The sequence below is a fragment of the Streptomyces venezuelae genome (assembly GCF_008642335.1).
In the GTDB taxonomy this organism is placed as follows: Bacteria; Actinomycetota; Actinomycetes; order Streptomycetales; family Streptomycetaceae; genus Streptomyces; species Streptomyces venezuelae_F.
Map to the genome: position 1 here is coordinate 1,655,029 of NZ_CP029191.1, position 21,270 is coordinate 1,676,298.

20 protein-coding genes are annotated in these 21,270 nt (G+C 70.5%); 8 read left to right on the plus strand and 12 right to left on the minus strand.

What is annotated here, in order from left to right:
* Positions 1-83: 83 nt before the first annotated feature.
* Positions 84-2,729 (minus strand): FHA domain-containing protein, encoded by a 2,646-nt coding sequence (locus DEJ49_RS07315; RefSeq protein WP_150183365.1) that lies wholly within the window; start codon positions 2,727-2,729, stop codon positions 84-86.
* Between the two features lie 265 nt (positions 2,730-2,994).
* Here DEJ49_RS07315 and DEJ49_RS07320 point away from each other — a divergent pair, with 265 nt between their 5' ends.
* Together DEJ49_RS07320 and serB are read left to right on the plus strand one after the other, a co-directional pair.
* Positions 2,995-4,965 (plus strand): streptophobe family protein, encoded by a 1,971-nt coding sequence (locus tag DEJ49_RS07320; RefSeq protein WP_150183366.1) that lies wholly within the window; start codon positions 2,995-2,997, stop codon positions 4,963-4,965.
* Positions 4,966-5,386: 421 nt separating this feature from the next.
* Complete coding sequence (serB, locus tag DEJ49_RS07325; protein WP_150166271.1) at positions 5,387-6,601, plus strand: phosphoserine phosphatase SerB; 1,215 nt, start codon at positions 5,387-5,389, stop codon at positions 6,599-6,601.
* A gap of 123 nt (positions 6,602-6,724) precedes the next feature.
* Here the strand turns inward: serB and DEJ49_RS07330 are convergent, their stop codons facing one another.
* From DEJ49_RS07330 to DEJ49_RS07345, 4 genes are all read right to left on the minus strand, one after another.
* The gene (locus DEJ49_RS07330) at positions 6,725-7,243 is read right to left on the minus strand and encodes a SixA phosphatase family protein (protein ID WP_150183367.1); all 519 of its coding nucleotides are present in this window, start codon (positions 7,241-7,243) and stop codon (positions 6,725-6,727) included.
* An 88-nt stretch (positions 7,244-7,331) separates the two neighbouring features.
* Positions 7,332-7,547, minus strand: coding sequence for a hypothetical protein (locus DEJ49_RS07335; protein ID WP_150183368.1), 216 nt, complete (start codon positions 7,545-7,547; stop codon positions 7,332-7,334).
* Between the two features lie 169 nt (positions 7,548-7,716).
* Positions 7,717-7,833: an SGM_5486 family transporter-associated protein gene (locus tag DEJ49_RS36715; RefSeq protein WP_150166275.1), complete on the minus strand. Its 117-nt coding sequence runs from the start codon at positions 7,831-7,833 to the stop codon at positions 7,717-7,719.
* Between the two features lie 43 nt (positions 7,834-7,876).
* On the minus strand, positions 7,877-9,184 hold the full coding sequence (locus DEJ49_RS07345; RefSeq protein ID WP_190329289.1) for a CynX/NimT family MFS transporter: 1,308 nt from the start codon (positions 9,182-9,184) through the stop codon (positions 7,877-7,879).
* Positions 9,185-9,306: 122 nt separating this feature from the next.
* Here DEJ49_RS07345 and DEJ49_RS07350 point away from each other — a divergent pair, with 122 nt between their 5' ends.
* Positions 9,307-9,993 (plus strand): FadR/GntR family transcriptional regulator, encoded by a 687-nt coding sequence (locus DEJ49_RS07350; RefSeq protein WP_150183369.1) that lies wholly within the window; start codon positions 9,307-9,309, stop codon positions 9,991-9,993.
* 4 nt (positions 9,994-9,997) lie between these two features.
* Here DEJ49_RS07350 and DEJ49_RS07355 read toward each other — a convergent pair whose 3' ends face one another.
* The 3 genes from DEJ49_RS07355 to fabG form a co-directional block, all read right to left on the minus strand.
* Positions 9,998-10,318 (minus strand): hypothetical protein, encoded by a 321-nt coding sequence (locus tag DEJ49_RS07355; RefSeq protein WP_223832755.1) that lies wholly within the window; start codon positions 10,316-10,318, stop codon positions 9,998-10,000.
* Between the two features lie 140 nt (positions 10,319-10,458).
* The gene (gene fabI / locus DEJ49_RS07360; RefSeq protein ID WP_150183371.1) at positions 10,459-11,220 is read right to left on the minus strand and encodes an enoyl-ACP reductase FabI; all 762 of its coding nucleotides are present in this window, start codon (positions 11,218-11,220) and stop codon (positions 10,459-10,461) included.
* 4 nt (positions 11,221-11,224) lie between these two features.
* A complete protein-coding gene (gene fabG, locus DEJ49_RS07365; protein ID WP_150166284.1) occupies positions 11,225-11,944 on the minus strand; it encodes a 3-oxoacyl-[acyl-carrier-protein] reductase in 720 nt (239 codons plus the stop codon).
* Positions 11,945-12,130: 186 nt separating this feature from the next.
* Here fabG and DEJ49_RS07370 point away from each other — a divergent pair, with 186 nt between their 5' ends.
* From DEJ49_RS07370 to tyrS, 3 genes are read left to right on the plus strand one after another with little or no spacing between them, the layout of a single operon-like run.
* On the plus strand, positions 12,131-13,654 hold the full coding sequence (locus DEJ49_RS07370; protein ID WP_150183372.1) for a TldD/PmbA family protein: 1,524 nt from the start codon (positions 12,131-12,133) through the stop codon (positions 13,652-13,654).
* Positions 13,651-15,045: a metallopeptidase TldD-related protein gene (locus DEJ49_RS07375; RefSeq protein WP_150183373.1), complete on the plus strand. Its 1,395-nt coding sequence runs from the start codon at positions 13,651-13,653 to the stop codon at positions 15,043-15,045. The genes DEJ49_RS07370 and DEJ49_RS07375 overlap by 4 nt, the downstream gene beginning before the upstream one ends.
* 58 nt (positions 15,046-15,103) lie before the next feature.
* Complete coding sequence (gene tyrS / locus DEJ49_RS07380; protein WP_150183374.1) at positions 15,104-16,369, plus strand: tyrosine--tRNA ligase; 1,266 nt, start codon at positions 15,104-15,106, stop codon at positions 16,367-16,369.
* A gap of 68 nt (positions 16,370-16,437) precedes the next feature.
* On the opposite strand, the gene DEJ49_RS07385 is transcribed toward tyrS, so the two are convergent.
* Positions 16,438-16,713 (minus strand): GlsB/YeaQ/YmgE family stress response membrane protein, encoded by a 276-nt coding sequence (locus DEJ49_RS07385; RefSeq protein WP_150183375.1) that lies wholly within the window; start codon positions 16,711-16,713, stop codon positions 16,438-16,440.
* A gap of 225 nt (positions 16,714-16,938) precedes the next feature.
* On the opposite strand from DEJ49_RS07385, the gene DEJ49_RS07390 reads away from it, so the two are divergent.
* Together DEJ49_RS07390 and DEJ49_RS07395 are read left to right on the plus strand one after the other, a co-directional pair.
* The gene (locus tag DEJ49_RS07390; protein WP_150183376.1) at positions 16,939-17,325 is read left to right on the plus strand and encodes a DUF3099 domain-containing protein; all 387 of its coding nucleotides are present in this window, start codon (positions 16,939-16,941) and stop codon (positions 17,323-17,325) included.
* Between the two features lie 189 nt (positions 17,326-17,514).
* Positions 17,515-17,745 carry a hypothetical protein gene (locus tag DEJ49_RS07395; protein ID WP_150183377.1) on the plus strand — a complete coding sequence of 77 codons (231 nt, stop codon included), beginning with the start codon at positions 17,515-17,517 and terminating at the stop codon, positions 17,743-17,745.
* Here DEJ49_RS07395 and moaA read toward each other — a convergent pair.
* The 3 genes from moaA to DEJ49_RS07410 form a co-directional block, all read right to left on the minus strand.
* Positions 17,742-18,749 (minus strand): GTP 3',8-cyclase MoaA, encoded by a 1,008-nt coding sequence (gene moaA / locus DEJ49_RS07400; RefSeq protein WP_223832756.1) that lies wholly within the window; start codon positions 18,747-18,749, stop codon positions 17,742-17,744. The genes DEJ49_RS07395 and moaA overlap by 4 nt on opposite strands.
* 174 nt (positions 18,750-18,923) lie before the next feature.
* A complete protein-coding gene (locus DEJ49_RS07405) occupies positions 18,924-20,561 on the minus strand; it encodes a cation acetate symporter (RefSeq protein WP_150183379.1) in 1,638 nt (545 codons plus the stop codon).
* Positions 20,558-20,977 carry a DUF485 domain-containing protein gene (locus tag DEJ49_RS07410; RefSeq protein ID WP_150183380.1) on the minus strand — a complete coding sequence of 140 codons (420 nt, stop codon included), beginning with the start codon at positions 20,975-20,977 and terminating at the stop codon, positions 20,558-20,560. Before DEJ49_RS07410 ends, DEJ49_RS07405 begins: the two co-directional genes overlap by 4 nt.
* Positions 20,978-21,270: the final 293 nt, after the last annotated feature.

Sequence of the window (21,270 nt, forward strand, 5' to 3'; positions counted from 1 at the left end):
CAGCCGAAGCTGAGGTTCGCGAGACGCCGAAGGGCGGCACCCCGTGCGGGGTGCCGCCCTTCTCGTGTGCCCGAGGGCACCGGTCACTTGCGCATGACCTCCGGCTCGTGGCGGCGCAGCAGGCGCGCGACCGCGAAGCCGCAGATGACGCCGAGCAGGATCAGGACCGTGATGTTGAGGCCCCACTGGCCTGCCGAGTGCTCCCACAGCGGGTCGAGGTCGCCCGGCTTCTTCGGGTCCCACGGCGGCATGAGGTGCGCCAGGTCGAGCGTGGCGCCCGCGCCGGCGATGGCCCAGCGGGACGGCATGAGCCAGGCGAACTGCTCCAGGCCCGGCGAGCCGTAGATCTGGAAGAGGACGCCGGTGAACACGACCTGGACGATCGCGAACATGACCAGGAGCGGCATGGTCTTCTCGGAGGTCTTCACCAGCGAGGAGATGACCAGGCCGAACATCATCGACGTGAAGCCGAGCGCGATGATCGTCAGGCAGATCTCCACGGCCGGGGGCATGAGGAGCCCCTCCTCCGGCAGCTCGCGGGGGGCGAAGCCGATGCCGCAGATGATGACGCCCTGGAGGGCCGTGATCACGCCGAGGACGATGACCTTGGACATCAGATACGCCGAGCGGGACAGGCCGGTGGCCCGTTCCCGTTCGTAGATGACCCGTTCCTTGATCAGTTCACGTACGGAGTTGGCCGCGCCGGAGAAGCACATGCCGACCGCGAGGATCAGCATGATGGTGCCGGCGTCGCCGTTGAACTTGATCGGCGGTTTCGGTGGCGCGAGGCCGAAGTCGGCCGGGATCACGACGCTGACGATGCCGAGGACCGCGGGCAGAATCACCATCAGGCCCATGAAGCCCTTGTCGGAGGCGATCACCGAGACGTAGCGCCGGATCAGGGTCCACAGCTGTGACCCCCAGCCCTGCGGTTTCGGCGGCTTCACGGCCTGGGGCGGCGGCATCTGTACGGACTGCGCGGCGACGGCGTCGATGTCCGCGGCGTACATCTGGTAGTGCTGCGAGCCCTTCCAGCGGCCCGCCCAGTCGTAGTCGCGGTAGTTCTCGAAGGCGGAGAAGACGTCGGCCCAGGTGCTGTAGCCGAAGAAGTTGAGGGCTTCCTCCGGCGGGCCGAAGTACGCCACCGAACCGCCGGGCGCCATCACGAGGAGCTTGTCGCAGATCGCCAGCTCGGCGACCGAGTGCGTGACGACGAGGACCGTGCGGCCGTCGTCGGCGAGGCCGCGCAGGAGCTGCATGACGTCGCGGTCCATGCCCGGGTCGAGGCCGGAGGTCGGCTCGTCCAGGAAGATCAGCGACGGCTTGGTCAGGAGCTCCAGGGCCACGGACACGCGCTTGCGCTGGCCGCCGGAGAGGGAGGTGACCTTCTTCTCCTTGTGGATGTCCAGCTTGAGCTCGCGCAGGACCTCGTCGATGCGGGACTCGCGCTCGGCCTCCGTGGTGTCCGCGGGGAAGCGCAGCTTGGCCGCGTACTTGAGGGCCTTCTTGACGGTCAGCTCCTTGTGCAGGATGTCGTCCTGCGGGACCAGACCGATGCGCTGACGCAGCTCCGCGAACTGCTTGTACAGGTTCCTGTTGTCGTACAGGACGTCGCCCTGGTTGGCGGGCCGGTAGCCGGTGAGCGCCTTGAGCAGGGTGGACTTGCCGGAACCCGAGGGGCCGATGACCGCGATGAGCGACTTCTCCGGGACGCCGAAGGAGACGTCCTTGAGGATCTGCTTGCCGCCGTCGACCGTGACCGTGAGGTGGCGGGCCGAGAAGGAGACGTCACCGGTGTCGACGAACTCCTCGAGCTGTCCGCCGACGATGCGGAAGGTCGAGTGGCCGACGCCGACGATGTCGTTCGGGCCGATGGTGACGGTCGAGGACTTCGCGATCGGCTGGCCGTTGACGTACGTGCCGTTGTGGGATCCGAGGTCGTGGATCTCGAAGCGGCCGTCGGGCGTCGCGGTGAACTCGGCGTGGTGGCGCGAGACCTGCAGGTCGGAGACGACCAGCTCGTTCTCGAGCGCACGGCCGATGCGCATCTTGCGGCCCAGCGCCAGCTGGTGGAACGTCGTGGGGCTGCGGTCGCCGTAGACCGGCGGGGCCCCCGCGACGCCGCCGGAACCCGGAGTTTTCTGTGCGTACTGCTCGGACGGGCCGCCCTGCTGCTGGGGCACGTGCGACTGGTGCTGCTGCTGAGGCGGGTGCTGCTGATGCGCCGGTGCCTGGTGCTGCTGCGGTGGCTGCTGTTGCTGCTGCCAGCCCTGCTGCTGCGGCTGGTACGGGGCCTGCTGCTGGGGTGCCTGCTGCTGCGGGGTCTGGCCGGCCCAGCCGGGTGCTCCCTGCTGGTGCTGCTGGGGCGCATGCTGCGGCGCGGCCTGCTGCTGGGCGTGCTGCGGCGCGGAGACGGCCGCGGCGCCCGCGCCCGCGGCGCCACCGGACACGTTCACCAGCGGGCCGTCGGTCGCGTTGCCGAGGTGCACGGCCGTGCCCGGACCGATTTCCATCTGGTGGATCCGCTGGCCCTGCACGAAGGTGCCATTGGTGCTGCCGTGGTCCTCGATGACCCAACTGCGGCCGCTCCAGCTGATCGTCGCGTGGCGCCAGGACACCCTGGCGTCGTCGAGCGAGATATCCCCCTGCGGATCGCGTCCGAGGGTGTACGGCCTGGACGCGTCCAGCGTCCAGGTCCTGCCATTCAATTCCAGTACGAGTTCCGGCACTCCAGCCCCACTGAGTTGTCCCCCGAGCTAGCCCCCATCGATGGGGAGTCTAGGGATGTCGAACATCGGGAGGAACTATTTCAGGCGGAGGGCTCTGACCGAAAGTCGGGCCTTGTGAAGACTGCGTACGCGCGTGACGGGTTGCCCCGTTGACGGAGAAGAAATCACCCCGGAGAGTAGTAAGCGCCCATCAGTGCATACGGATCATGCTCATTGAGAGCATTAAGTGCATTCAGGGCAACGCGCTGCGGTCCGGGGGGTCCTGATGCAGGCCGAGGAACGGAACGGCGAGAGCCGGGGCGTGCGGTGGGGCGATGTGCTGCTCTCCGCGATCGCCGCGGTCAGTTGGGCGCTGGTGGGGATGGCGGGGACGGCCGCGCTCGCCCTGCACCTGCTCGGCGCGGACGCGGTGGCCGCGCTCGGACCGCTGACGGCGGCGACCGTGGCGCTGGGGGCGGGAGGTTCAGTCACGCCGTCCGGCGACGTCTCCGCGTTCGGCCTGGACGACGCCGAGGCGACGACAACAGTCGATATTGCGCCACTCGGTGTGGGTTTGGTCGGAGCGCTCCTGCTCGCGCACTTCTTCCTGCGTTCTCTGCGCGGCGCGGGTGCCGTGATCGCACCCGCCGAACTCCTCGCCCGTGCGGGCGCGGTGATCGCTCTCTTCCTCGGGATGCTCGCGGGGCTCGCCTGGGCCGGTCACGACATCGTCACGATCGACGGCAAGCAGCTCGGCATCGACGAGGGGATCGAGAAGGGCATCGACGAGCTGCCGGGCGGCATCGGCGACAAGCTGCCCGGCGGGATCGGGGACATCGGCGGGCTGCTGCCGGGCCGGCTCGGGGACCTCGTGGACGCGAAGGCGTCGGTCGGGTTCACCGTCGACACCGGTCCGACGCTGCTCGGCGGCGCGGTCTGGGTCACGGGCGTCCTGCTCATCGCCCTCCTCGCCTCGCGCCGCACGCCGTTGCCGCGCGCCCTGGACGGCCTGCACCGGGTGGTGCGGCCCGCCGCGTCCGCGCTGGTCACGGTGGTGCTGGTCGCCGTCGCCGCGGGGTTCGCCGCGGCGGCGTACGCGATGATCGGCGACGACCATCCGAAGCGGATCGCGGGCGCGGCGCTGCTGGGGGCGCCGAACGGTGTCTGGCTCGCCCTGCCGGTCGGCCTTCTCGTCCCGTGGGACGGCCAGGCGACGGGCGCGCTCACCCGCTTCCTGCCGGCCCCGGTGGACGACCTCCTGACGGGCCCTTCCGACAAGCCGCTCACGCTCGGCCGCCTCGCCGAACTGGACGGGAGAGTCTGGCTGCTGGGCGTCGCGGCGGCGATGGCGATGCTGTTCGCGGGGGTACTGACGGCGGTACGCACGCCACGCGCCCGGGACACGGTGTCCGCGGTGGGATTCGCGGGGCGGTGCGGGGTGCGGCTGGGGGTCGTGACGGCGCTGGGGCTGCCGCTGTTGGTGTGGCTGACGGAGGTGTCGGCCGACGCTTCCCTCTCCGTCTTCGGCTTCGACGCGTTCGGTGCGGGGGTCGAGCTGCACGGACGGGTGGGGATGGCGGCGGTGCTGGGGGCGGCGTGGGGGTTCGGGGCGGGCCTGCTCGGGGCGTTTCTCGCGGTGGCGACGGGGGCGGCGGGCGACCGAGCGGCGCCGTTGGCCCTCGCCTCCGGCGCGGGGGGTCTCTTTGGGGGTGGGGGTTCCGCTGCGGTGCCTGCGGGGGCGGGGGCGGGGGCGGGGCCGTATGCGCCTCGGGATCCGGGGGCGGGGGCATACGGGTCCGGCGACTCGGGGGCGGGGCCATATGGGTCCGGCGACTCGGGGGCGGGGCCGTACGGGCCCGGCGACTCGGGGGCGGGGCCGTACGGGCCCGGCGACTCGGGGGCGGGGCCGTACGGGCCCGGCGACTCGGGGGCGGGGCCGTACGCGCCTGGGGCGCCGTACCGGCCGCCGAACCCGGACACGAACCCGTACTTGCGCACGGATTCGGGGGGCGCGGGGCCGGTCAGGTCTGGTGGCCCGCCAGGGTCTGGTGGCCCACCGGAGTCCCGTGAGGCGCCGGAGTCCCGTGAGACGCCGCCCGCTTCTGGCTCCGACCGGGACGTCTCCGGAGCCCCCACCGTCCTGGGCCCGGTGGTCCCCCCTCCCCCACCATCCCGACGCCGCTCCCGCTCCGCAGACTGGCCACCCCCGCCTCCACCTCCGCCACCACCCCCCAAGACCCCGCGGAGGCCCGACTGAACGGCCCCCGGCACCGTGGGTTGTGCCCACCCGTGCCGCCCTGCGGCACACCTGCCCACAACGGGAGGGCGGGGTCCCGGGACGCGAGGCTGGGGGGGTGGGCGCTCGTCTCTTACCCAGGGGAACCACGGATGACGTCCAGCAGGTGAACTCGGGGCACGACGCCGAGCCACGGGCGGCGTCCGGCAGGCGGGCTGGGGGGAACCGGGGCGGGATCGCCGGGGGCGTCCGGTAGACGAGCGGGGGGGGAACCGGTGCGGGATCGCTGGGGGCGTCCGGCAGGCGGGCTGCGGGAATCGGTGCGGGATCGCCGGGGGTGTCCGGGAGGCGGGCGGGGGGAATCGGGGCGGGGTCGTTGGGGCGTCCGGCAGGCGGACTGGGGGGCGCGGGTGAGAAGAGGGCGGATACCGTAGGGATCACCATGAGTGCTTCGCAGCCCCCTCAGCCCGCCGACATCCCGACGCTCCTCGTCAAGATCTTCGGCAAGGACCGCCCCGGCATCACCGCCGGGCTCTTCGACACCCTCGCCGCCTACTCCGTCGACGTCGTCGACATCGAGCAGGTCGTCACCCGTGGCCGGATCGTGCTGTGCGCGCTCGTGACCGAGCCGCCCGCCGGTCTGGAGGGTGATCTGCGCGCCACCGTCCACAGCTGGGCGGAGTCCATGAAGATGCAGGCCGAGATCATCTCGGGCATCGGCGACAACCGGCCCCGAGGCCTCGGGCGTTCGCTGGTGACCGTCCTCGGCCACCCGCTGACCTCCGAGTCGACGGCCGCGATCGCCGCGAGCATCACCGCCACCGGCGGCAACATCGACCGTATCTTCCGGCTCGCCAAGTACCCGGTCACCGCAGTCGAGTTCGCCGTGTCCGGCACCGAGACGGAGCCGCTGCGCACCGCCCTCGCCATAGAGGCCGCCCGGCTCGGCGTGGACGTCGCCGTCGTGGCGGCGGGCCTGCACCGCCGCGCCCAGCGCCTGGTCGTGATGGACGTCGACTCGACGCTCATCCAGGACGAGGTCATCGAACTCTTCGCCGCGCACGCCGGATGCGAGGCCGAGGTCGCCGAGGTGACGGCGGCGGCGATGCGCGGGGAGCTGGACTTCGAGCAGTCGCTGCACGCCCGCGTGGCGCTCCTCGCGGGTCTCGACGCCTCGGTCGTGGACAAGGTCCGCTCCGAGGTACGGCTCACGCCGGGCGCCCGCACCCTGATCCGTACCCTCAAGCGCCTCGGCTACCAAGTGGGCGTCGTCTCGGGCGGGTTCACTCAGGTCACCGACGATCTGAAGGAACGTCTCGGCCTCGACTTCGCCCAGGCCAACACCCTGGAGATCGTCGACGGCAAGCTCACCGGCAAGGTGACCGGCGAGATCGTCGACCGCGCGGGCAAGGCCAGGCTGCTGCGGCGCTTCGCCACGGAGGCCGGCGTCCCGCTGGAGCAGACCGTCGCGATCGGCGACGGCGCGAACGACCTGGACATGCTGAACGCGGCGGGCCTCGGCGTCGCCTTCAACGCCAAGCCCGTGGTCCGCGAGGCGGCGCACACCGCGGTGAACGTCCCCTTCCTGGACACCGTCCTCTACCTCCTCGGCATCACCCGCGAAGAGGTCGAGGCGGCGGACACGCACACGGACTGAGGCCACGGCGCGGATCGCCTACGTCGCGGCGGATCGCGTACGTCACGGCGGATCGCGTACGTCAAAGGGGCCCGGCACCGCACAGGTGCCGGGCCCCTTGCCACGGGTGGGTGGGGAGAGGGGCTACTCGGACGGCGCCCAGTAGTCGACGAGCGTGGCCACGCCCGGCTCCAGCGCCTTCCACGAACCCGAGTACGTCAGGACGGCGAAGGCCGCGGTCGGGAAGCCCCTGCGGTTGAGGCGCGTTCTGGCGTCGCCCTCGGAGTCCCCCGCGAGGACGTCGGTGAGGCCCTGGATGCCGGGGTTGTGGCCGATCAGGACGAGGTCCCGCACGTCGTCCGGGGTTTCGTTGAGCACGGCGATCAGCTCACCGGGAGAGGCTTCGTACACCCGATCTTCGTAGACGGTCTTCGGGCGCTGCGGGAGTTCCTGGACGGCGAGCTTCCAGGTCTCACGGGTCCGGGCGGCGGTCGAGCAGAGGGCCATGTCGAAGGCGATGCCGCTGTCGGCCAGCTTGCGCCCGGCGACGGGGGCGTCCCGGCGTCCGCGCTCGGCGAGCGGCCTCTCGTGGTCGGAAACCTGCGGCCAGTCGGCCTTCGCATGCCGGAAGAGGACAATCCTGCGGGGTTCTGCGACGCTCATGCTTCCCAGCTTCGCATGAAACGCGCCACGGGGCGCAGGGAGTTGGTGCGGTCCCCCGACGCGGGTGACGGCGCCCCTGGGAACCAGGTCAGGAAGCCGTGCGCAGGATCATCGTCCGTATCCGCTCCAGGAGATTGGTGATCACCGGCTCGCTGGATGCGGCGTGCGCGTCCACGGGGTTCAGGATCAGCAGGAGCAGCGCGGCGAAGGCGACGGCGGGGAGGGCGATCGCCCACCAGGGAAGCTGGACCTCGATGCTGCCCGACTTCGCCGGGTCGCGCAGGGTGTGCGATCGGGCCGACATTGACGCCTCCGTGGTCCTCGAGTGCTCCGTGCCGCGTCTTCGCGGCCACAACTCGAAGTTAGGCGATCGGCGCCCCTCAACCCATCCGGAGATCCACCCACTTGACCCTGACACTGACCCCCTAGGGGATGGTGGTGCTAGCCCCACCACCGTCCGCCCGGGGGCCGGTTCACGGCGAGGCGATCGACGCGATGATGCCGATGATCACGGTGATGGCCAGCATCGAGCCGAGCACGATGAGCAGCTTCTTCTGGCCGTTCTGGGGGTTCGGGTCAAGGACGGGCATACGGCCAGTCTCGCACCCTTTGCCCGCCCCCTCTCCGCCGGGGTCAGGCCGCAGCGGCCCTCGTCGCCGCCACCTCGTCCTCGACCGTGCGGTTGCGGCCCGCGAGGGTGCCGACGACGATCTGCGGCACCATGAGGCCGGCCATGAGCGTCAGGGGCAGCCCCCAGCCGCCGCTGTGCTGGTAGAGCACGCCCACGAGGAGCGGGCCCGGGATCGAGATCAGGTAGCCCGTGCTCTGCGCGAAGGCGGACAGCTTGGCCACGCCCACGCTGCTCTTGGCGCGCATGCCGACCATGGTGAGGGCGAGCGGGAAGGCGCAGTTGGAGATGCCGAGCAGCAGGGCCCAGGCCCAGGCGCCGCCCGCGGGGGCGAGGTAGAGACCCGCGTACCCGGCGAGACCGCACGCACCGAGGACGATCACGACTGGGCCCTGGTTGGTGAGGCGCGTGGCGACCCGGGGGATGACGAACGCCAGGGGCACGCCCATGGCCATCGTGACGGCGAGCAGGACGCCCGCCTCGCCCGCGGGGACGCCCGCGTCGCGGAAGATCTGCGGCATCCAGCCCATCGTGATGTACGCGGCGGTGGCCTGGAGGCCGAAGAAGACGGCGAGCGCCCAGGCGGTGCGGCTGGAGGTGATGCGCAGCCCGTCGTCCTCACGTCGTACAGCGGCGCTGACGTGCTCCGGCACAGCTGCGGCGGTCTGGCTGCGGTCGCGGACGAGCGGGATCCAGGGGATGACGGCGACGACGGCGAGCAGGGCCCACACGGCGAGGCCGGTCTGCCAGCGTCCCCCGAGGCCGTCGGTGACGGGCACGGTGAGGGCGGCCGCGAGGGACGTGCCGAGGGCGAGTGCCATCGAGTACAGGCCGGTCATGGAGCCGACGCGGTCGGGGAACCAGCGCTTGACGATGACGGGCATCAGGACGTTGCTGACGGCGATGCCCGCGAGGGCGAGTGCGGTGGCGGCGAGGAAGCCCGCGGTGCCGCCGATGAAGGGCCGGATCACCAGGCCGGCGGCGATGGCGGCCATGCCGACGCAGACGACCGCGCTCGGGCCGAAGCGCTTGGCGAGGCGGGGCGCCATCACGCCGAAGAACGCGAAGCAGAGCGGCGGCACGGAGGTGAGCAGGCCCGCGAGGGTGCCGCTCATGCCGAGGCCGTCGCGGACCTCTTCGAGGAGGGCGCCGAGGCTGGTGATGGCCGGGCGGAGGTTCATGGCGGCCAGGACGATGCCGACGATGACGAGTCGCGTCGCCCACGCGCGCGTGGGGGCCTGTTTCTCGCCGCTGTCGGTCGGTAGGGGGGACTTCGCCGTCGGGGTCATCGTCTCGGTGTTCTCGCTAGCCATGGGGTCATCATAGAATCATGGGATGATTGGCTGTCCAATCGATTGCGTCACACTGCTCTCCACAGGCAACCGTCCCGCTCCCGAGTAACCACCCATCCACCGGCCACGCACGAAGGAACGTCATGCCGCTGACCACCCCTCGCCGTTCGGCACTCTCCGAACAGGTCATCTCCGAGCTGCGCAACCAGATCTCGTCGGGCGAGTGGCCGGTCGGTTCCCGCATCCCCACCGAGCCCGAGCTGGTCGACCAGCTGGGCGTGGCCAGGAACACCGTCAGGGAGGCCGTGCGCGCCCTCGCGCACAACGGCCTGCTCGACATCCGCCAGGGCTCGGGCACGTACGTCGTCGCGACGAGCGAGCTCGCGGGCGTGATGCAGCGCAGGTTCGCCGACGCGGACCCGCGGCACATCGCGGAGCTGCGCAGCACGCTGGAGTCCAGTGCCGCGAAGCTCGCTGCCGAGCGCCGCACCGAGCGGGACCTGAAGCAGCTGGACGCGCTTCTCGTGCGCCGCGAGGAGGTGTGGGCGTCCGGGGACGCGGAGGCGTTCGTGACGGCCGACGCGACGTTCCACATGGCCGTCGTCGCCGCGTCGCACAACGACGTCATGACGGCGCTCTACGCGGACCTCGGCGAGGTGCTGCGGGACTGGCTGCGCGAGGACATCGGCGAGGAGCTGACGCCCGAGGCGCACATGGACCACGCGCGGCTGGTCGACGCGATCCGCACGGGCGACGCGGAGGCCGCCGCCACGGAGGCCGCGGGCTACCCGTTCATGTGCCGCCCGGAGCGTTTCACTTCCAGCGGCTGACCGCTCACTTCTGGTGGCTGACCCAGACCGAGCGGACCTCTTTCCAGCACCGCCCGGTGAGACGCACCGTCATCGCGGCGTCCGCGTCGACGGGCCTGGAGTCCGTGTCGATGTCCCACCACCGGTCGCACTCCACGTGCAGGCGGACCCGGTCGGTCTCCGGGTAGGGGTTGTGGCAGTACGCGACGACGTGGGAGCCGGCGACACCGGTGCGGCACTCCGACCCGAAGGGGCGCGGCTTCTCGCCGGCCTCCCCACGCGCGTGGGGAGAGCCCTGCGGCGCGGCGCTCGGCGCGGCGACCACAAGAGCGAGAGCCACGAGCACCGCACCTGTAAGACGCACACTTCAGAGTGCCGGTCACTCCCCCGTCGCCGCCCGGCAAGGGGGCCGAACGGGTGAGGCCCCGCCACCCGCGCGCTGCGGGTGACGGGGCCTCGAAAAACGTACGCAGAGCGAGCGCCGGATCAGGCACCCATCATGTGCACGCCGCCGTCGACGTGGATGATCTCGCCGGTGGTCTTCGGGAAGAAGTCCGAGAGCAGGGCGACGACGCCGCGGCCCGCGGGCTCCGGGTCGGCCATGTCCCAGTTCAGCGGGGAGCGGGTGTTCCAGACGTCGGCGAGCTCCTCGAAGCCCGGGATCGACTTGGCGGCCATGGAGCCGAGCGGACCCGCCGAGATCAGGTTGCAGCGGATGTCCTCCTTGCCCAGGTCGCGGGCGAGGTAGCGGCTGGTGGCCTCCAGGGCGGCCTTGGCCGGGCCCATCCAGTCGTACTTCGGCCAGGCGTACTGGGCGTCGAAGGTGAGGCCGACGACCGAGGCGCCGCCCTCGAACAGCGGGCGGCAGGCCATGGTGAGCGACTTCAGGGAGTACGCCGAGACGTGCATCGCGGTGGACACGTCCTCGAAGGACGCCTCCAGGAAGTTGAACGCCCCCTGCGGCGCGAAGCCGATGGAGTGCACGATGCCGTCGAGGCCGCCAAGCTCCTCCTTGACGACGCCCGCGAGGCGGTCGAGGTGCTCCTGGTTGGTCACGTCGAGCTCGATGACCTTGGCGGGCCTGGGGAGCTTCTTGGCGATGCGCTCGGTGAGCGTGGGCCGCGGGAAAGCGGTCAGAATGACCTCCGCGCCCTGCTCCTGGGCGACCTTGGCCGCGTGGAAGGCGATGGAGGACTCCGTCAGCACACCCGTGATGAGGATGCGCTTGCCGTCGAGAATTCCGCTCATGTGATCAGTGACCCATGCCCAATCCGCCGTCAACGGGGATGACGGCTCCAGTGATGTAAGAAGCGTCGTCCGACGCGAGGAACTTCACCGCGGCGGCGATCTCCTCGGGCTGCGCGTAACGGCCGAGCGGCACCTGAGAGACGATGCCCTCACGCTGCTCGTCCGTCAGCACCTTGGTCATGTCGGTGTCGACAAAACCGGGGGCGACGACGTTGAAGGTGAGGTTGCGCGAACCGAGCTCGCGGGCGAGCGAACGCGCGAAGCCGACCAGACCCGCCTTGGAGGCGGCGTAGTTCGCCTGCCCGGCGCCGCCCAGCAGGCCGACGACCGAGGAGATGAGGACGACGCGGCCCTTCTTGGCGCGCAGCATGCCGCGGTTGGCACGCTTGACGACGCGGAAGGTGCCGGTGAGGTTGGTGTCGAGGACGGACGTGAAGTCCTCCTCGGACATGCGCATCAGGAGCTGGTCCTTGGTGATGCCGGCGTTGGCGACCAGGACCTCGACGTTCCCGTGCTTCTCCTCGATCTCCTTGTAGGCCTGCTCCACCTGTTCGGCGTCGGTGATGTCGCACTTGACGGCGAGGACACCGGCGTCGGTGAGGAGCTTCGGCGGCTCACCCGAGCGGTAGGTGATCGCGACCTTGTCGCCGGCGTCGGCGAAGGCGCGGGCGATGGCGAGGCCGATGCCCCGGTTTCCTCCGGTGACGAGAACCGAGCGGCTCAACGGATCACCCTTTCCTTGGTGGTCTGGTACCTCGAAAACCTATCGGTACCTGTCGCGATACGGAGAATCGACGACCGACAGTGGCTCAGAGGACTCGCTGTCGGATCCCTACAGAAACCTCTGGCCGCCGGGGCACCGGGCGCGACATGATCGGGGCTGACCGGAGCCGACAGCAGGGAGACATCCGTGCCTCATTCCATCGATGAAGCCTTCACGGCGCTGCCGCTGCGGGCTCTCGCCGACGCCGCGCTGGCCCGCGCGCGGGCGCTCGGCGCCGACCACGCGGACTTCCGCCTGGAGCGGGTGCGCAGCGCGTCCTGGCTGCTGCGCGACGCCAGGCCGGCGGGCAGCTCCGACACCACGGACCTCGGGTACGCGGTCCGTGTGGTGCACGGCGGCACCTGGGGTTTCGCCTCCGGTGTCGACATGACGATGGACGCGGCGGCGCGCGTCGCCTCGCAGGCCGTGGCCATGGCGAAGCTGTCCGCTCAGGTCATCGAGGCCGCGGGGTCCGATGAGCGTGTGGAGCTCGCGGACGAGCCGGTGCACGCGGACAAGACGTGGGTCTCCTCGTACGAGATCGATCCGTTCTCCGTGCCGGGCGAGGAGAAGGCGGGGCTGCTCGCCGACTGGAGCGCGCGGCTGCTGGCCGCCGACGGGGTCACGCACGTCGACGCGTCGCTGATGACCGTGCACGAGAACAAGTTCTACGCGGACACGGCGGGCACGTCGACCACGCAGCAGCGCGTGCGGCTGCATCCGCAGCTGACCGCGGTGGCCGTCGACGGGTCGAGCGGTGAGTTCGATTCGATGCGGACGATCGCGCCGCCGGTCGGCCGCGGCTGGGAGTACCTCACGGGGACGGGCTGGGACTGGGCGGCGGAGCTCGCCGAGATCCCGGAGCTTTTGGCGGAGAAGATGCGGGCGCCGAGCGTCCGGGCGGGTTCGTACGACCTCGTCGTCGATCCGTCGAACCTGTGGCTGACGATCCACGAGTCCATCGGCCATGCCACGGAGCTGGACCGCGCGCTCGGCTACGAGGCGGCGTACGCGGGCACGTCCTTCGCCACCTTCGACCAGCTGGGCAAGCTGGCGTACGGCTCCTCGCTGATGAACGTGACGGGCGACCGGACGGCCGAGCACGGCCTCGCGACGATCGGGTACGACGACGAGGGCGTGGCAGGCCAGTCCTGGGACCTGGTCAAGGACGGCACGCTGGTCGGCTACCAGCTGGACCGGCGCATCGCGAAGCTCACCGGCTTCGAACGCTCCAACGGCTGCGCGTACGCCGACTCCCCCGGCCACGTCCCGGTGCAGCGCATGGCGAACGTGTCGCTCCAGCCGGACCCCGGCGGGCTCTCCACGGAGGATCTGATCGCGGGCGTGGACCGCGGCATCTACGTGGTCGGGGACCGGTCGTGGTCGATCGACATGCAGAGGTACAACTTTCAATTCACCGGGCAGCGCTTCTACCGCATCGAGAACGGCCGTCTCGCCGGGCAGCTGCGCGACGTCGCCTACCAGGCGACGACCACCGACTTCTGGGGCTCGATGGCCGCGGTCGGCGGCCCGCAGACGTACGTCCTCGGCGGCGCCTTCAACTGCGGCAAGGCCCAGCCCGGCCAGATCGCCGCGGTCTCGCACGGCTGCCCGTCCGCCCTGTTCCGGGGCGTGAACATTCTGAACACCACGCAGGAGGCCGGTCGATGAGCCGCAGCGCCACCAAGCCCCACGAGATCGTCGAGCGCGCCCTCGAACTGTCCACCGCCGACGGCTGCGTCGTGATCGCCGACGAGGAGTCGACCGCGAACCTGCGCTGGGCGGGCAACGCGCTGACCACCAACGGCGTCACGCGCGGACGCACCCTCACCGTCATCGCGACCGTCGACGGCAAGGAGGGCACCGCCTCCGGCGTCGTGACGCGCTCCGCCGTGACCGCGGACGACCTGGAGCCGCTGGTGCGGGCCGCCGAGGAGGCCGCGCGCGCGGCCGGGCCCGCCGAGGACGCGCAGCCGCTGGTGAGCGGCACGGCCGCCTCCCCCGACTTCACCGAGGCGCCCGTCGAGACGTCCTCGGCGGTCTTCGCGGAGTTCGCCCCGGCGCTCGGCGAGGCCTTCGCGCGGGCCCGTGCGGGCGGCCGGGAGCTGTACGGCTTCGCGAACCACGAGTTCGTGTCGAGCTACCTCGGTACGTCGACGGGGCTCCGCCTCCGCCACGACCAGCCCAACGGCACCCTGGAGCTCAACGCCAAGTCGCCCGACCGCACCAGGTCCGCGTGGGCCGGGCGCGCCACCCGCGACTTCAAGGACGTCGACCCGGCCGCCCTCGACGCGGAGCTCGACCGGCGCCTCGGGTGGGCGCAGCGCCGCATCGACCTGCCCGCCGGGCGGTATGAGACGCTGCTGCCGCCGACCGCCGTCGCCGACCTGCTGATCTACCAGCTGTGGCAGTCCTCGGCGCGCGACGCCGCCGAAGGCCGCACGGTGTTCTCCAAGCCGGGCGGCGCGACGCGGCTCGGCGAGCGGATCGCCGAGCTGCCGCTCACGCTGCGCAGCGACCCGCACGAGCCGGGCCTGGAGTCGGCGCCCTTCGTGCTCGCGCACGCCTCCGGCGGCGACGCCTCGGTCTTCGACAACGGCCTGCCGCTGTCCGCCACCGAGTGGATCCGCGCCGGTGAGCTCGCTCACCTCGCCACCAGCCGGCACAGCGCCGAGCTGACCGGGCTCCCGGTGACGCCGGCCGTCGACAACCTCGTCCTGGACGGCGGCGGCGAGCGCACGCTGGACGAGATGGTCGCGGCCACCGGGCGCGGGCTGCTGCTGACCTGCCTCTGGTACATCCGCGAGGTGGACCCGGCGACGCTGCTGCTCACGGGGCTGACCAGGGACGGCGTGTACCTCGTCGAGAACGGCGAGGTCGTGGGCGAGGTGAACAACTTCCGGTTCAACGAGTCGCCCGTGGACCTGCTCGGCCGGGCGACGGAGGCGGGCCGTACGGAGAAGACGCTGCCGCGCGAGTGGGGCGACTACTTCACCCGGGCCGCGATGCCCGCGCTGCGCGTCCCCGATTTCAATATGAGTTCGGTCAGCCCGGGCGTATAACCTCGGACCCTGCACTCACCTGTGCACCCTTCCGTACACCCAAGGAGACGCGAGACCCGTGACGGACATCGTCGACGAGCTGAAGTGGCGGGGGCTCTTCGCCCTGTCCACCGATGAAGACGCACTGCGCAAGGCGCTCGCGGACGGTCCCGTCACGTTCTATTGCGGCTTCGACCCGACTGCGGCGAGCCTGCACGTCGGGCACCTCGTGCAGGTCCTCACCGTCCGGCGGCTCCAGCAGGCGGGCCACCGCCCGCTGGCGCTCGTCGGCGGGGCCACGGGCCAGATCGGCGACCCGCGGCCGACCGCGGAGCGCACCCTGAACGACCCGGAGACGGTCGCGAACTGGGTGGCGCGGCTGCGCTCGCAGATCGAGCCGTTCCTGTCCTTCGAGGGCGAGAACGCCGCGACGATGGTGAACAACCTGGACTGGACCGCGGGCATGTCCGCGATCGAGTTCCTGCGCGACATCGGCAAGCACTTCCGGGTGAACAAGATGCTGACCAAGGACTCCGTGGCCCGCCGCCTGGAGTCCCAGGAGGGCATCTCGTACACGGAATTCAGCTACCAGCTGCTGCAGGGCATGGACTTCCTGGAGCTCTACCGGCGGTACGGCTGCACGCTGCAGACCGGCGGCAGCGACCAGTGGGGCAACCTCACGGCGGGCATCGACCTGATCCACCGCCTGGAGCCGGACGCCGTGGTCCACGCGCTCGGCACGCCGCTGATGCTCAAGTCCGACGGCACCAAGTTCGGCAAGTCCGAGGGCGGCGCGGTCTGGCTCGACCCGACGATGACGACGCCGTACGCGTTCTACCAGTTCTGGCTGAACACGGACGACCGGGACATCTCGACGTACATGCGGATCCTGTCCTTCAAGTCCCGCGAGGAGCTGGAGGAGATCGAGAAGCAGACGGAGGAGCGTCCGCAGGCGCGCGCCGCGCAGCGCGCGCTCGCCGAGGAGCTGACCACGCTGGTGCACGGCGCGGACCAGTGCGCCGCGGTGATCGCCGCGTCCAAGGCGCTCTTCGGGCAGGGCGACCTCGGTGACCTGGACGAGGCGACGCTGGCCGCCGCGCTCTCCGAGCTGCCGCGCGTCGAGGTCGCCGAGCTCGGCCCGGTCGTGGACCTGCTCGCCGAGGTGGGCCTCGTGGCGAGCAAGTCCGCCGCCCGGCGCACGGTCAAGGAGGGCGGTGCCTACGTGAACAACGTGAAGGTCGCCGCCGAGGACGCCGTGCCGGCCCGCGAGGAGCTGCTGCACGGCCGGTGGCTGGTGCTGCGCCGCGGCAAGAAGAACCTGGCGGCGGTCGAGGTCACGCGGTAGCCGTCATCCGCACGCGGGAAGGGGGCCGGTCCTGGTGGACCGGCCCCCTTCCCTTTGCTGCGAGGCGGCTACGCCCTGCGTTTGTTGCCGCGGAGCATGGTGTACGCCGCGTCACCGAGGCCGACGACGACGAGCGCCGCGACCAGCTGGAGCGCGTGCCGGCCCCAGTCGATGCCCTTGGTCTCATTGATGCCGAACTGCGTCGCGAGCCAGTTGCCCAGGACGGCTCCGATGATGCCGAACACCGTGGTCAGCCAGAGAGGACTGTGCTGCTTGCCGGGCAGAATCGCCTTGGCAATAAGACCCAGCACGAATCCCACGATGATCGCCCACAACCAGCCCATAGCTGCCTCCTAGTCGGCTCTACATGAGCGTTACGGCCAGTCTCGTCCCGTACGCCATACGGCGCATGTCGGGCGGCTCCATACGTGGCACGGCGCAGGCAGGGCACCGAGGTGAGGGCTGCCCCGGTCTCGTAGGCGGCGCAGCCGCGGCGTAACGTTGGACGGGTCGGACCAGGGGTGGATTCCAGGGAGAGTCCGGCACAGCGGACAGGGCGGTGGAACGTGATGCGGAAGCAGAGCAGCGGCCAGGTCTTCCGGATCACCGGGGCCCGGCAGGGTCTGGCGGAGGACGTGCGGGGCAGGCAGCGCCGCTATGTGATCTCCATGTCGGTGCGGACCGTGTCGGTGGTGGCCGCCGCGGTGCTCTGGAACGTCGAGCGACACGTCGCGCTCGTCGCACTGGTGCTCGGTGTCCTCCTGCCGTACATCTCCGTCGTGATCGCCAACGCCGGGCGGGAGAGTCCGCCTTCGCTGCCGTCGACGTTCGTGCCCGCTCCTTCTCGGCCAATGCTGGCGCCGCCCGTCGCGGCCGCCGCCGCGGAATCCGTCCCGGAAGATCCCCCGGGGCCCGCGTACGACCAGCGGCGCGACGCCGCGGCCGAACCGAGCTGACCGTCGACGTTGCGCCAAGCTCAAGAAAACCTCAGATCAATCATGTAGTTCCGGTGCCAGTAGCCGGGTCCCCCATGACATACTTCGTACGCGCTCCGCATCCCCCGTCGGAGCGACAGACCGACGCCGGGCAGCTCCCCCCGTGGCTGCTCGGCGTCGCCTTGTTTGAAGCACTTTTTGGACGCGCCTGTGAGTGACGAAAACCCGATCTGTTCCGCCAAGGGCTGCCGCGTCGACGCGGTCTGGGTACTCGCCTGGAACAACTCGAAGATCCACACCCCGGAGCGCCGCAAGACGTGGCTCGCGTGCGACGAACACCGCGAACACCTCTCCCAGTTCCTGGGTGTCCGCGGGTTCCTGAAGGACGTCGTGACGCTGGAGGAGTGGCAGGCGGGCCGGCCGCCCACCGCCGCGGGCTAGCCGCCGATCGCCGACATCGGGCGGTCCGGCTGCAGGAAGGTCGGGTCGTCCAGGCCCGAGCCCGCCTTCTTGCCCCACATGGCCTGCTTCCAGATGCGGGCGATGGCCTCGTCGGAGCCGCCCTCGGTGTCTTCGGGGGCCGCGCGGAGCGCCGCGCGCAGGTCCGTCTCCTCGGTGGCGAAGAGGCAGGTGCGGACCTGGCCGTCGGCCGTGAGGCGGGTGCGGTCGCAGGCCGAGCAGAACGGGCGGGTGACGGAGGCGATGACGCCGACGCGGTGCGGTCCGCCGTCCACGATCCAGCGCTCGGCGGGGGCCGAGCCGCGCTCCGTGGAGCCCTCCTCGGTGAGGTCGAAGCGGGTGCGCAGGGACTGCAGGATGTCACCCGCGGTGATCATGCCGTCGCGCTTCCAGCCGTGCTGGGCGTCCAGGGGCATCTGCTCGATGAAGCGGAGTTCGTAGTCGTTCTCCACCGCCCAGGCCAGCAGGTCCGGCGCCTCGTCGTCGTTCAGGCCCGGCATCAGGACGGTGTTGACCTTGACCGGGGTGAGGCCCGCGTCGCGGGCGGCTTCGAGGCCTTCGAGGACGTCCTTGTGGCGGTCTCGGCGGGTGAGCGTCTTGAAGACGTCGGGGCGCAGCGTGTCCAGGGAGACGTTGACCCGGTCCAGGCCCGCGGCCTTGAGGGCCTTCGCGGTGCGCTTGAGTCCGATGCCGTTCGTCGTCAGGGACATCTTGGGGCGGGGCTCCAGCTGGGCGCAGCGCTCGACGATGCCGACGAGGCCGGGGCGGAGCAGGGGCTCGCCGCCGGTGAAGCGGACCTCGCGGATGCCCAGGTGGGTGACGGCGACCCGGACGAGGCGGACGATCTCGTCGTCCGTGAGCAGGTCCGGCTTGGCCAGCCACTGCAGGCCCTCTTCCGGCATGCAGTACGTACAGCGCAGATTGCAGCGGTCGGTCAGTGAAACGCGCAGGTCAGTGGCTACACGGCCAAATGTGTCGATGAGCACTGCGGCCCCCTCCCCGGCGGTTGGATGTTCTGGGTCCACTGCTTTCGACCTTACGCGACGCCTCTGACATCCTCATGGGCCATTTGCCACGAGGAACGGTACGGCCGCGTCGTAGGACTCTACGACGCGGCCGCTACGAACGTGTGAACAAGGGCGGGTCGGTGAACCCCTGGGTCAGTGGGCTCCGACGCCCGTGAGGGACTTGACCTCCAGCTCCGCGTACTTGCCCTTGTCCGGCTCCTCCTTGGAGAGGAGCGAGCCGAGCCAGCCGAGCAGGAAGCCCAGCGGGATGGAGATGAGGCCCGGGTTCTCCAGCGGGAAGAAGTCGAAGTTCGCGTCGGGGAACATCGAGGAGGGCTTGCCGGAGACGACCGGTGAGAACAGCACCAGGCCGACCGCGGCGATGAGGCCTCCGTAGATGGACCAGAGGGCGCCCTGCGTGGTGAACCTCTTCCAGAACAGGCTGTAGAGGATCGTCGGCAGGTTGGCGGAGGCCGCGACCGCGAAGGCGAGGGCGACCAGGCCCGCCACGTTGAGGTCGCGGGCCAGCGCGCCGAGCGCGATGGAGACGATGCCGATGAACACGGTCGACCAGCGGGCCGCCTTCATCTCCTCCTTCTCCGTGGCCTTGCCCTTCTTGATGACGTTCGCGTAGATGTCGTGGGCGAACGAGGACGACGAGGCGAGGGTGAGGCCCGCGACGACCGCGAGGATCGTGGCGAAGGCGACCGCGGAGATCACCGCGAGCAGGATCGCGCCGCCGGTCGAGTCGCCACCGCCGCCGATCTCCAGGGCGGCGAGCGGCGCCGCCGTGTTGCCCGCCTTGTTGGAGGCGATGATCTCGCCGGGCTTGAGCAGGGCGGCTGCCCCGAAGCCGAGGACGATCGTCATCAGGTAGAAGGCGCCGATGATGCCGATCGCCCAGTTCACGGACTTACGGGCGGCCTTGGCCGTGGGCACGGTGTAGAAGCGGATCAGGATGTGCGGCAGGCCCGCGGTGCCGAGGACCAGGGCGATGCCCAGCGAGATGAAGTCCAGCTTCGAGGTGCCGGTCGCGCCGTACTTGAGGCCGGGCTCCAGGAACGCCGAGCCCTTGCCGCTGTTGGAGGCGGCCGTACCGAGCAGGTCGGAGACGTTGAAGTTGAACTTCAGGAGGATCAGGAAGGTGATGAGGACGGTGCCGGTGATGAGCAGGACGGCCTTGACCATCTGCACCCAGGTGGTGCCCTTCATGCCGCCGATGGTGACGTAGACGATCATCAGAACACCGACGAGGGCGACGATGAGGATCTTTCCGGCGTCACTGGTGATGCCGAGCAGCAGCGAGACGAGGACGCCCGCGCCCGCCATCTGCGCGAGCAGGTAGAAGATCGACACGACGATGGTGGAGGTGCCCGCGGCGGTGCGGACCGGGCGCTGGCGCATGCGGTACGCGAGGACGTCGCCCATCGTGTAGCGCCCGGAGTTGCGCAGCGGTTCGGCGACCAGGAGGAGCGCCACGAGCCAGGCGACCAGGAAGCCGATGGAGTAGAGGAACCCGTCGTAGCCGAAGAGGGCGATGGCGCCCGCGATGCCGAGGAAGGACGCGGCGGACATGTAGTCGCCGGAGATCGCCAGGCCGTTCTGGAAGCCGGTGAACTGGCGGCCGCCCGCGTAGAAGTCGGCGGCGCTCTTGGTCTGCCGGCCCGCCCAGACGGTGATGAAGAGGGTCGCGACGACGAAGGCCGCGAAGAGGCTGATGATCAGTGTCCGGTGCTCGGAGGCGTCGGACGCGGCCGCCAGCTCGATGACGGCGGGGTGCGCGGGGCTCATGCGTCGCCCTCCAGGCGGGTCTGCGGGCGGTCCAGGGGGTTCTGCGGGCCGTGCTCCATGCGGGCCCGGATCGCCTCGGCCTTCGGGTCGAGCTTCGAGGCGGCGTGGCGCGAGTAGAACCAGGCGATGAGGAACGTGGTCAGGAACTGCCCGAGGCCGAGGACCAGGGCGACGTTGATGTTGCCGAAGAGCTTGGTGCCCATGAACTCGCCCGCGTAGTTGGAGAGCAGGACGTACACGAGGTACCAGGCGATGAAGGCGACGGTGAGCGGGAAGGCGAACGAGCGGTGCGCGGAGCGCAGTTCACCGAATTCCGCGCTCTCCTGCACCTCGGTGAACTCCTCCGTGGAGGGCGCGTGGGGAGCGGGTTCTTTTCCTGCGCCACCCTTCGAAGGGGGCGGTGCGTCGGTGGCCACGGAGTCTCCTCGTGGTGCGGGTGGGGTGGGGACGGACAGTTGTTCCATGGGCTCCGGTCTCATCCAGCGTGACGCGGATCACGTGAGCCACGGATGGCGATGCTAAGGCCATGGGACGTGATCCGACAGGGGGTTGATGTTGTTTCCGTTCTCTGCTCAACGTCCCTGGGGCGCGTCCGACGTGGCCGAACTCCCCCATTTCTTCGGTAAGTCATTGCTGGCCTGGGAGTTTCAGGGTTAGCTTCACCCTGAACCACCCGTCATGTACCTGCCCGAGCACCGGTCGTGTTCGG

What these genes read in the sequence shown, in the direction of transcription:
- serB (WP_150166271.1), top strand. Translation starts at nt 5,387, where the DNA reads ATGAGTGCTTCGCAGCCCCCTCAGCCCGCCGACATCCCGACGCTCCTC.
- DEJ49_RS07405 (WP_150183379.1), bottom strand. Translation starts at nt 20,561, where the DNA reads ATGAGCCCCGCGCACCCCGCCGTCATCGAGCTGGCGGCCGCGTCCGAC.
- DEJ49_RS36715 (WP_150166275.1), bottom strand. Translation starts at nt 7,833, where the DNA reads ATGCCCGTCCTTGACCCGAACCCCCAGAACGGCCAGAAGAAGCTGCTC.
- DEJ49_RS07350 (WP_150183369.1), top strand. Translation starts at nt 9,307, where the DNA reads ATGCCGCTGACCACCCCTCGCCGTTCGGCACTCTCCGAACAGGTCATC.
- DEJ49_RS07330 (WP_150183367.1), bottom strand. Translation starts at nt 7,243, where the DNA reads ATGAGCGTCGCAGAACCCCGCAGGATTGTCCTCTTCCGGCATGCGAAG.
- DEJ49_RS07320 (WP_150183366.1), top strand. Translation starts at nt 2,995, where the DNA reads ATGCAGGCCGAGGAACGGAACGGCGAGAGCCGGGGCGTGCGGTGGGGC.
- DEJ49_RS07345 (WP_190329289.1), bottom strand. Translation starts at nt 9,184, where the DNA reads ATGGCTAGCGAGAACACCGAGACGATGACCCCGACGGCGAAGTCCCCC.
- fabI (WP_150183371.1), bottom strand. Translation starts at nt 11,220, where the DNA reads ATGAGCGGAATTCTCGACGGCAAGCGCATCCTCATCACGGGTGTGCTG.
- DEJ49_RS07375 (WP_150183373.1), top strand. Translation starts at nt 13,651, where the DNA reads ATGAGCCGCAGCGCCACCAAGCCCCACGAGATCGTCGAGCGCGCCCTC.
- DEJ49_RS07390 (WP_150183376.1), top strand. Translation starts at nt 16,939, where the DNA reads ATGCGGAAGCAGAGCAGCGGCCAGGTCTTCCGGATCACCGGGGCCCGG.
- DEJ49_RS07335 (WP_150183368.1), bottom strand. Translation starts at nt 7,547, where the DNA reads ATGTCGGCCCGATCGCACACCCTGCGCGACCCGGCGAAGTCGGGCAGC.
- DEJ49_RS07385 (WP_150183375.1), bottom strand. Translation starts at nt 16,713, where the DNA reads ATGGGCTGGTTGTGGGCGATCATCGTGGGATTCGTGCTGGGTCTTATT.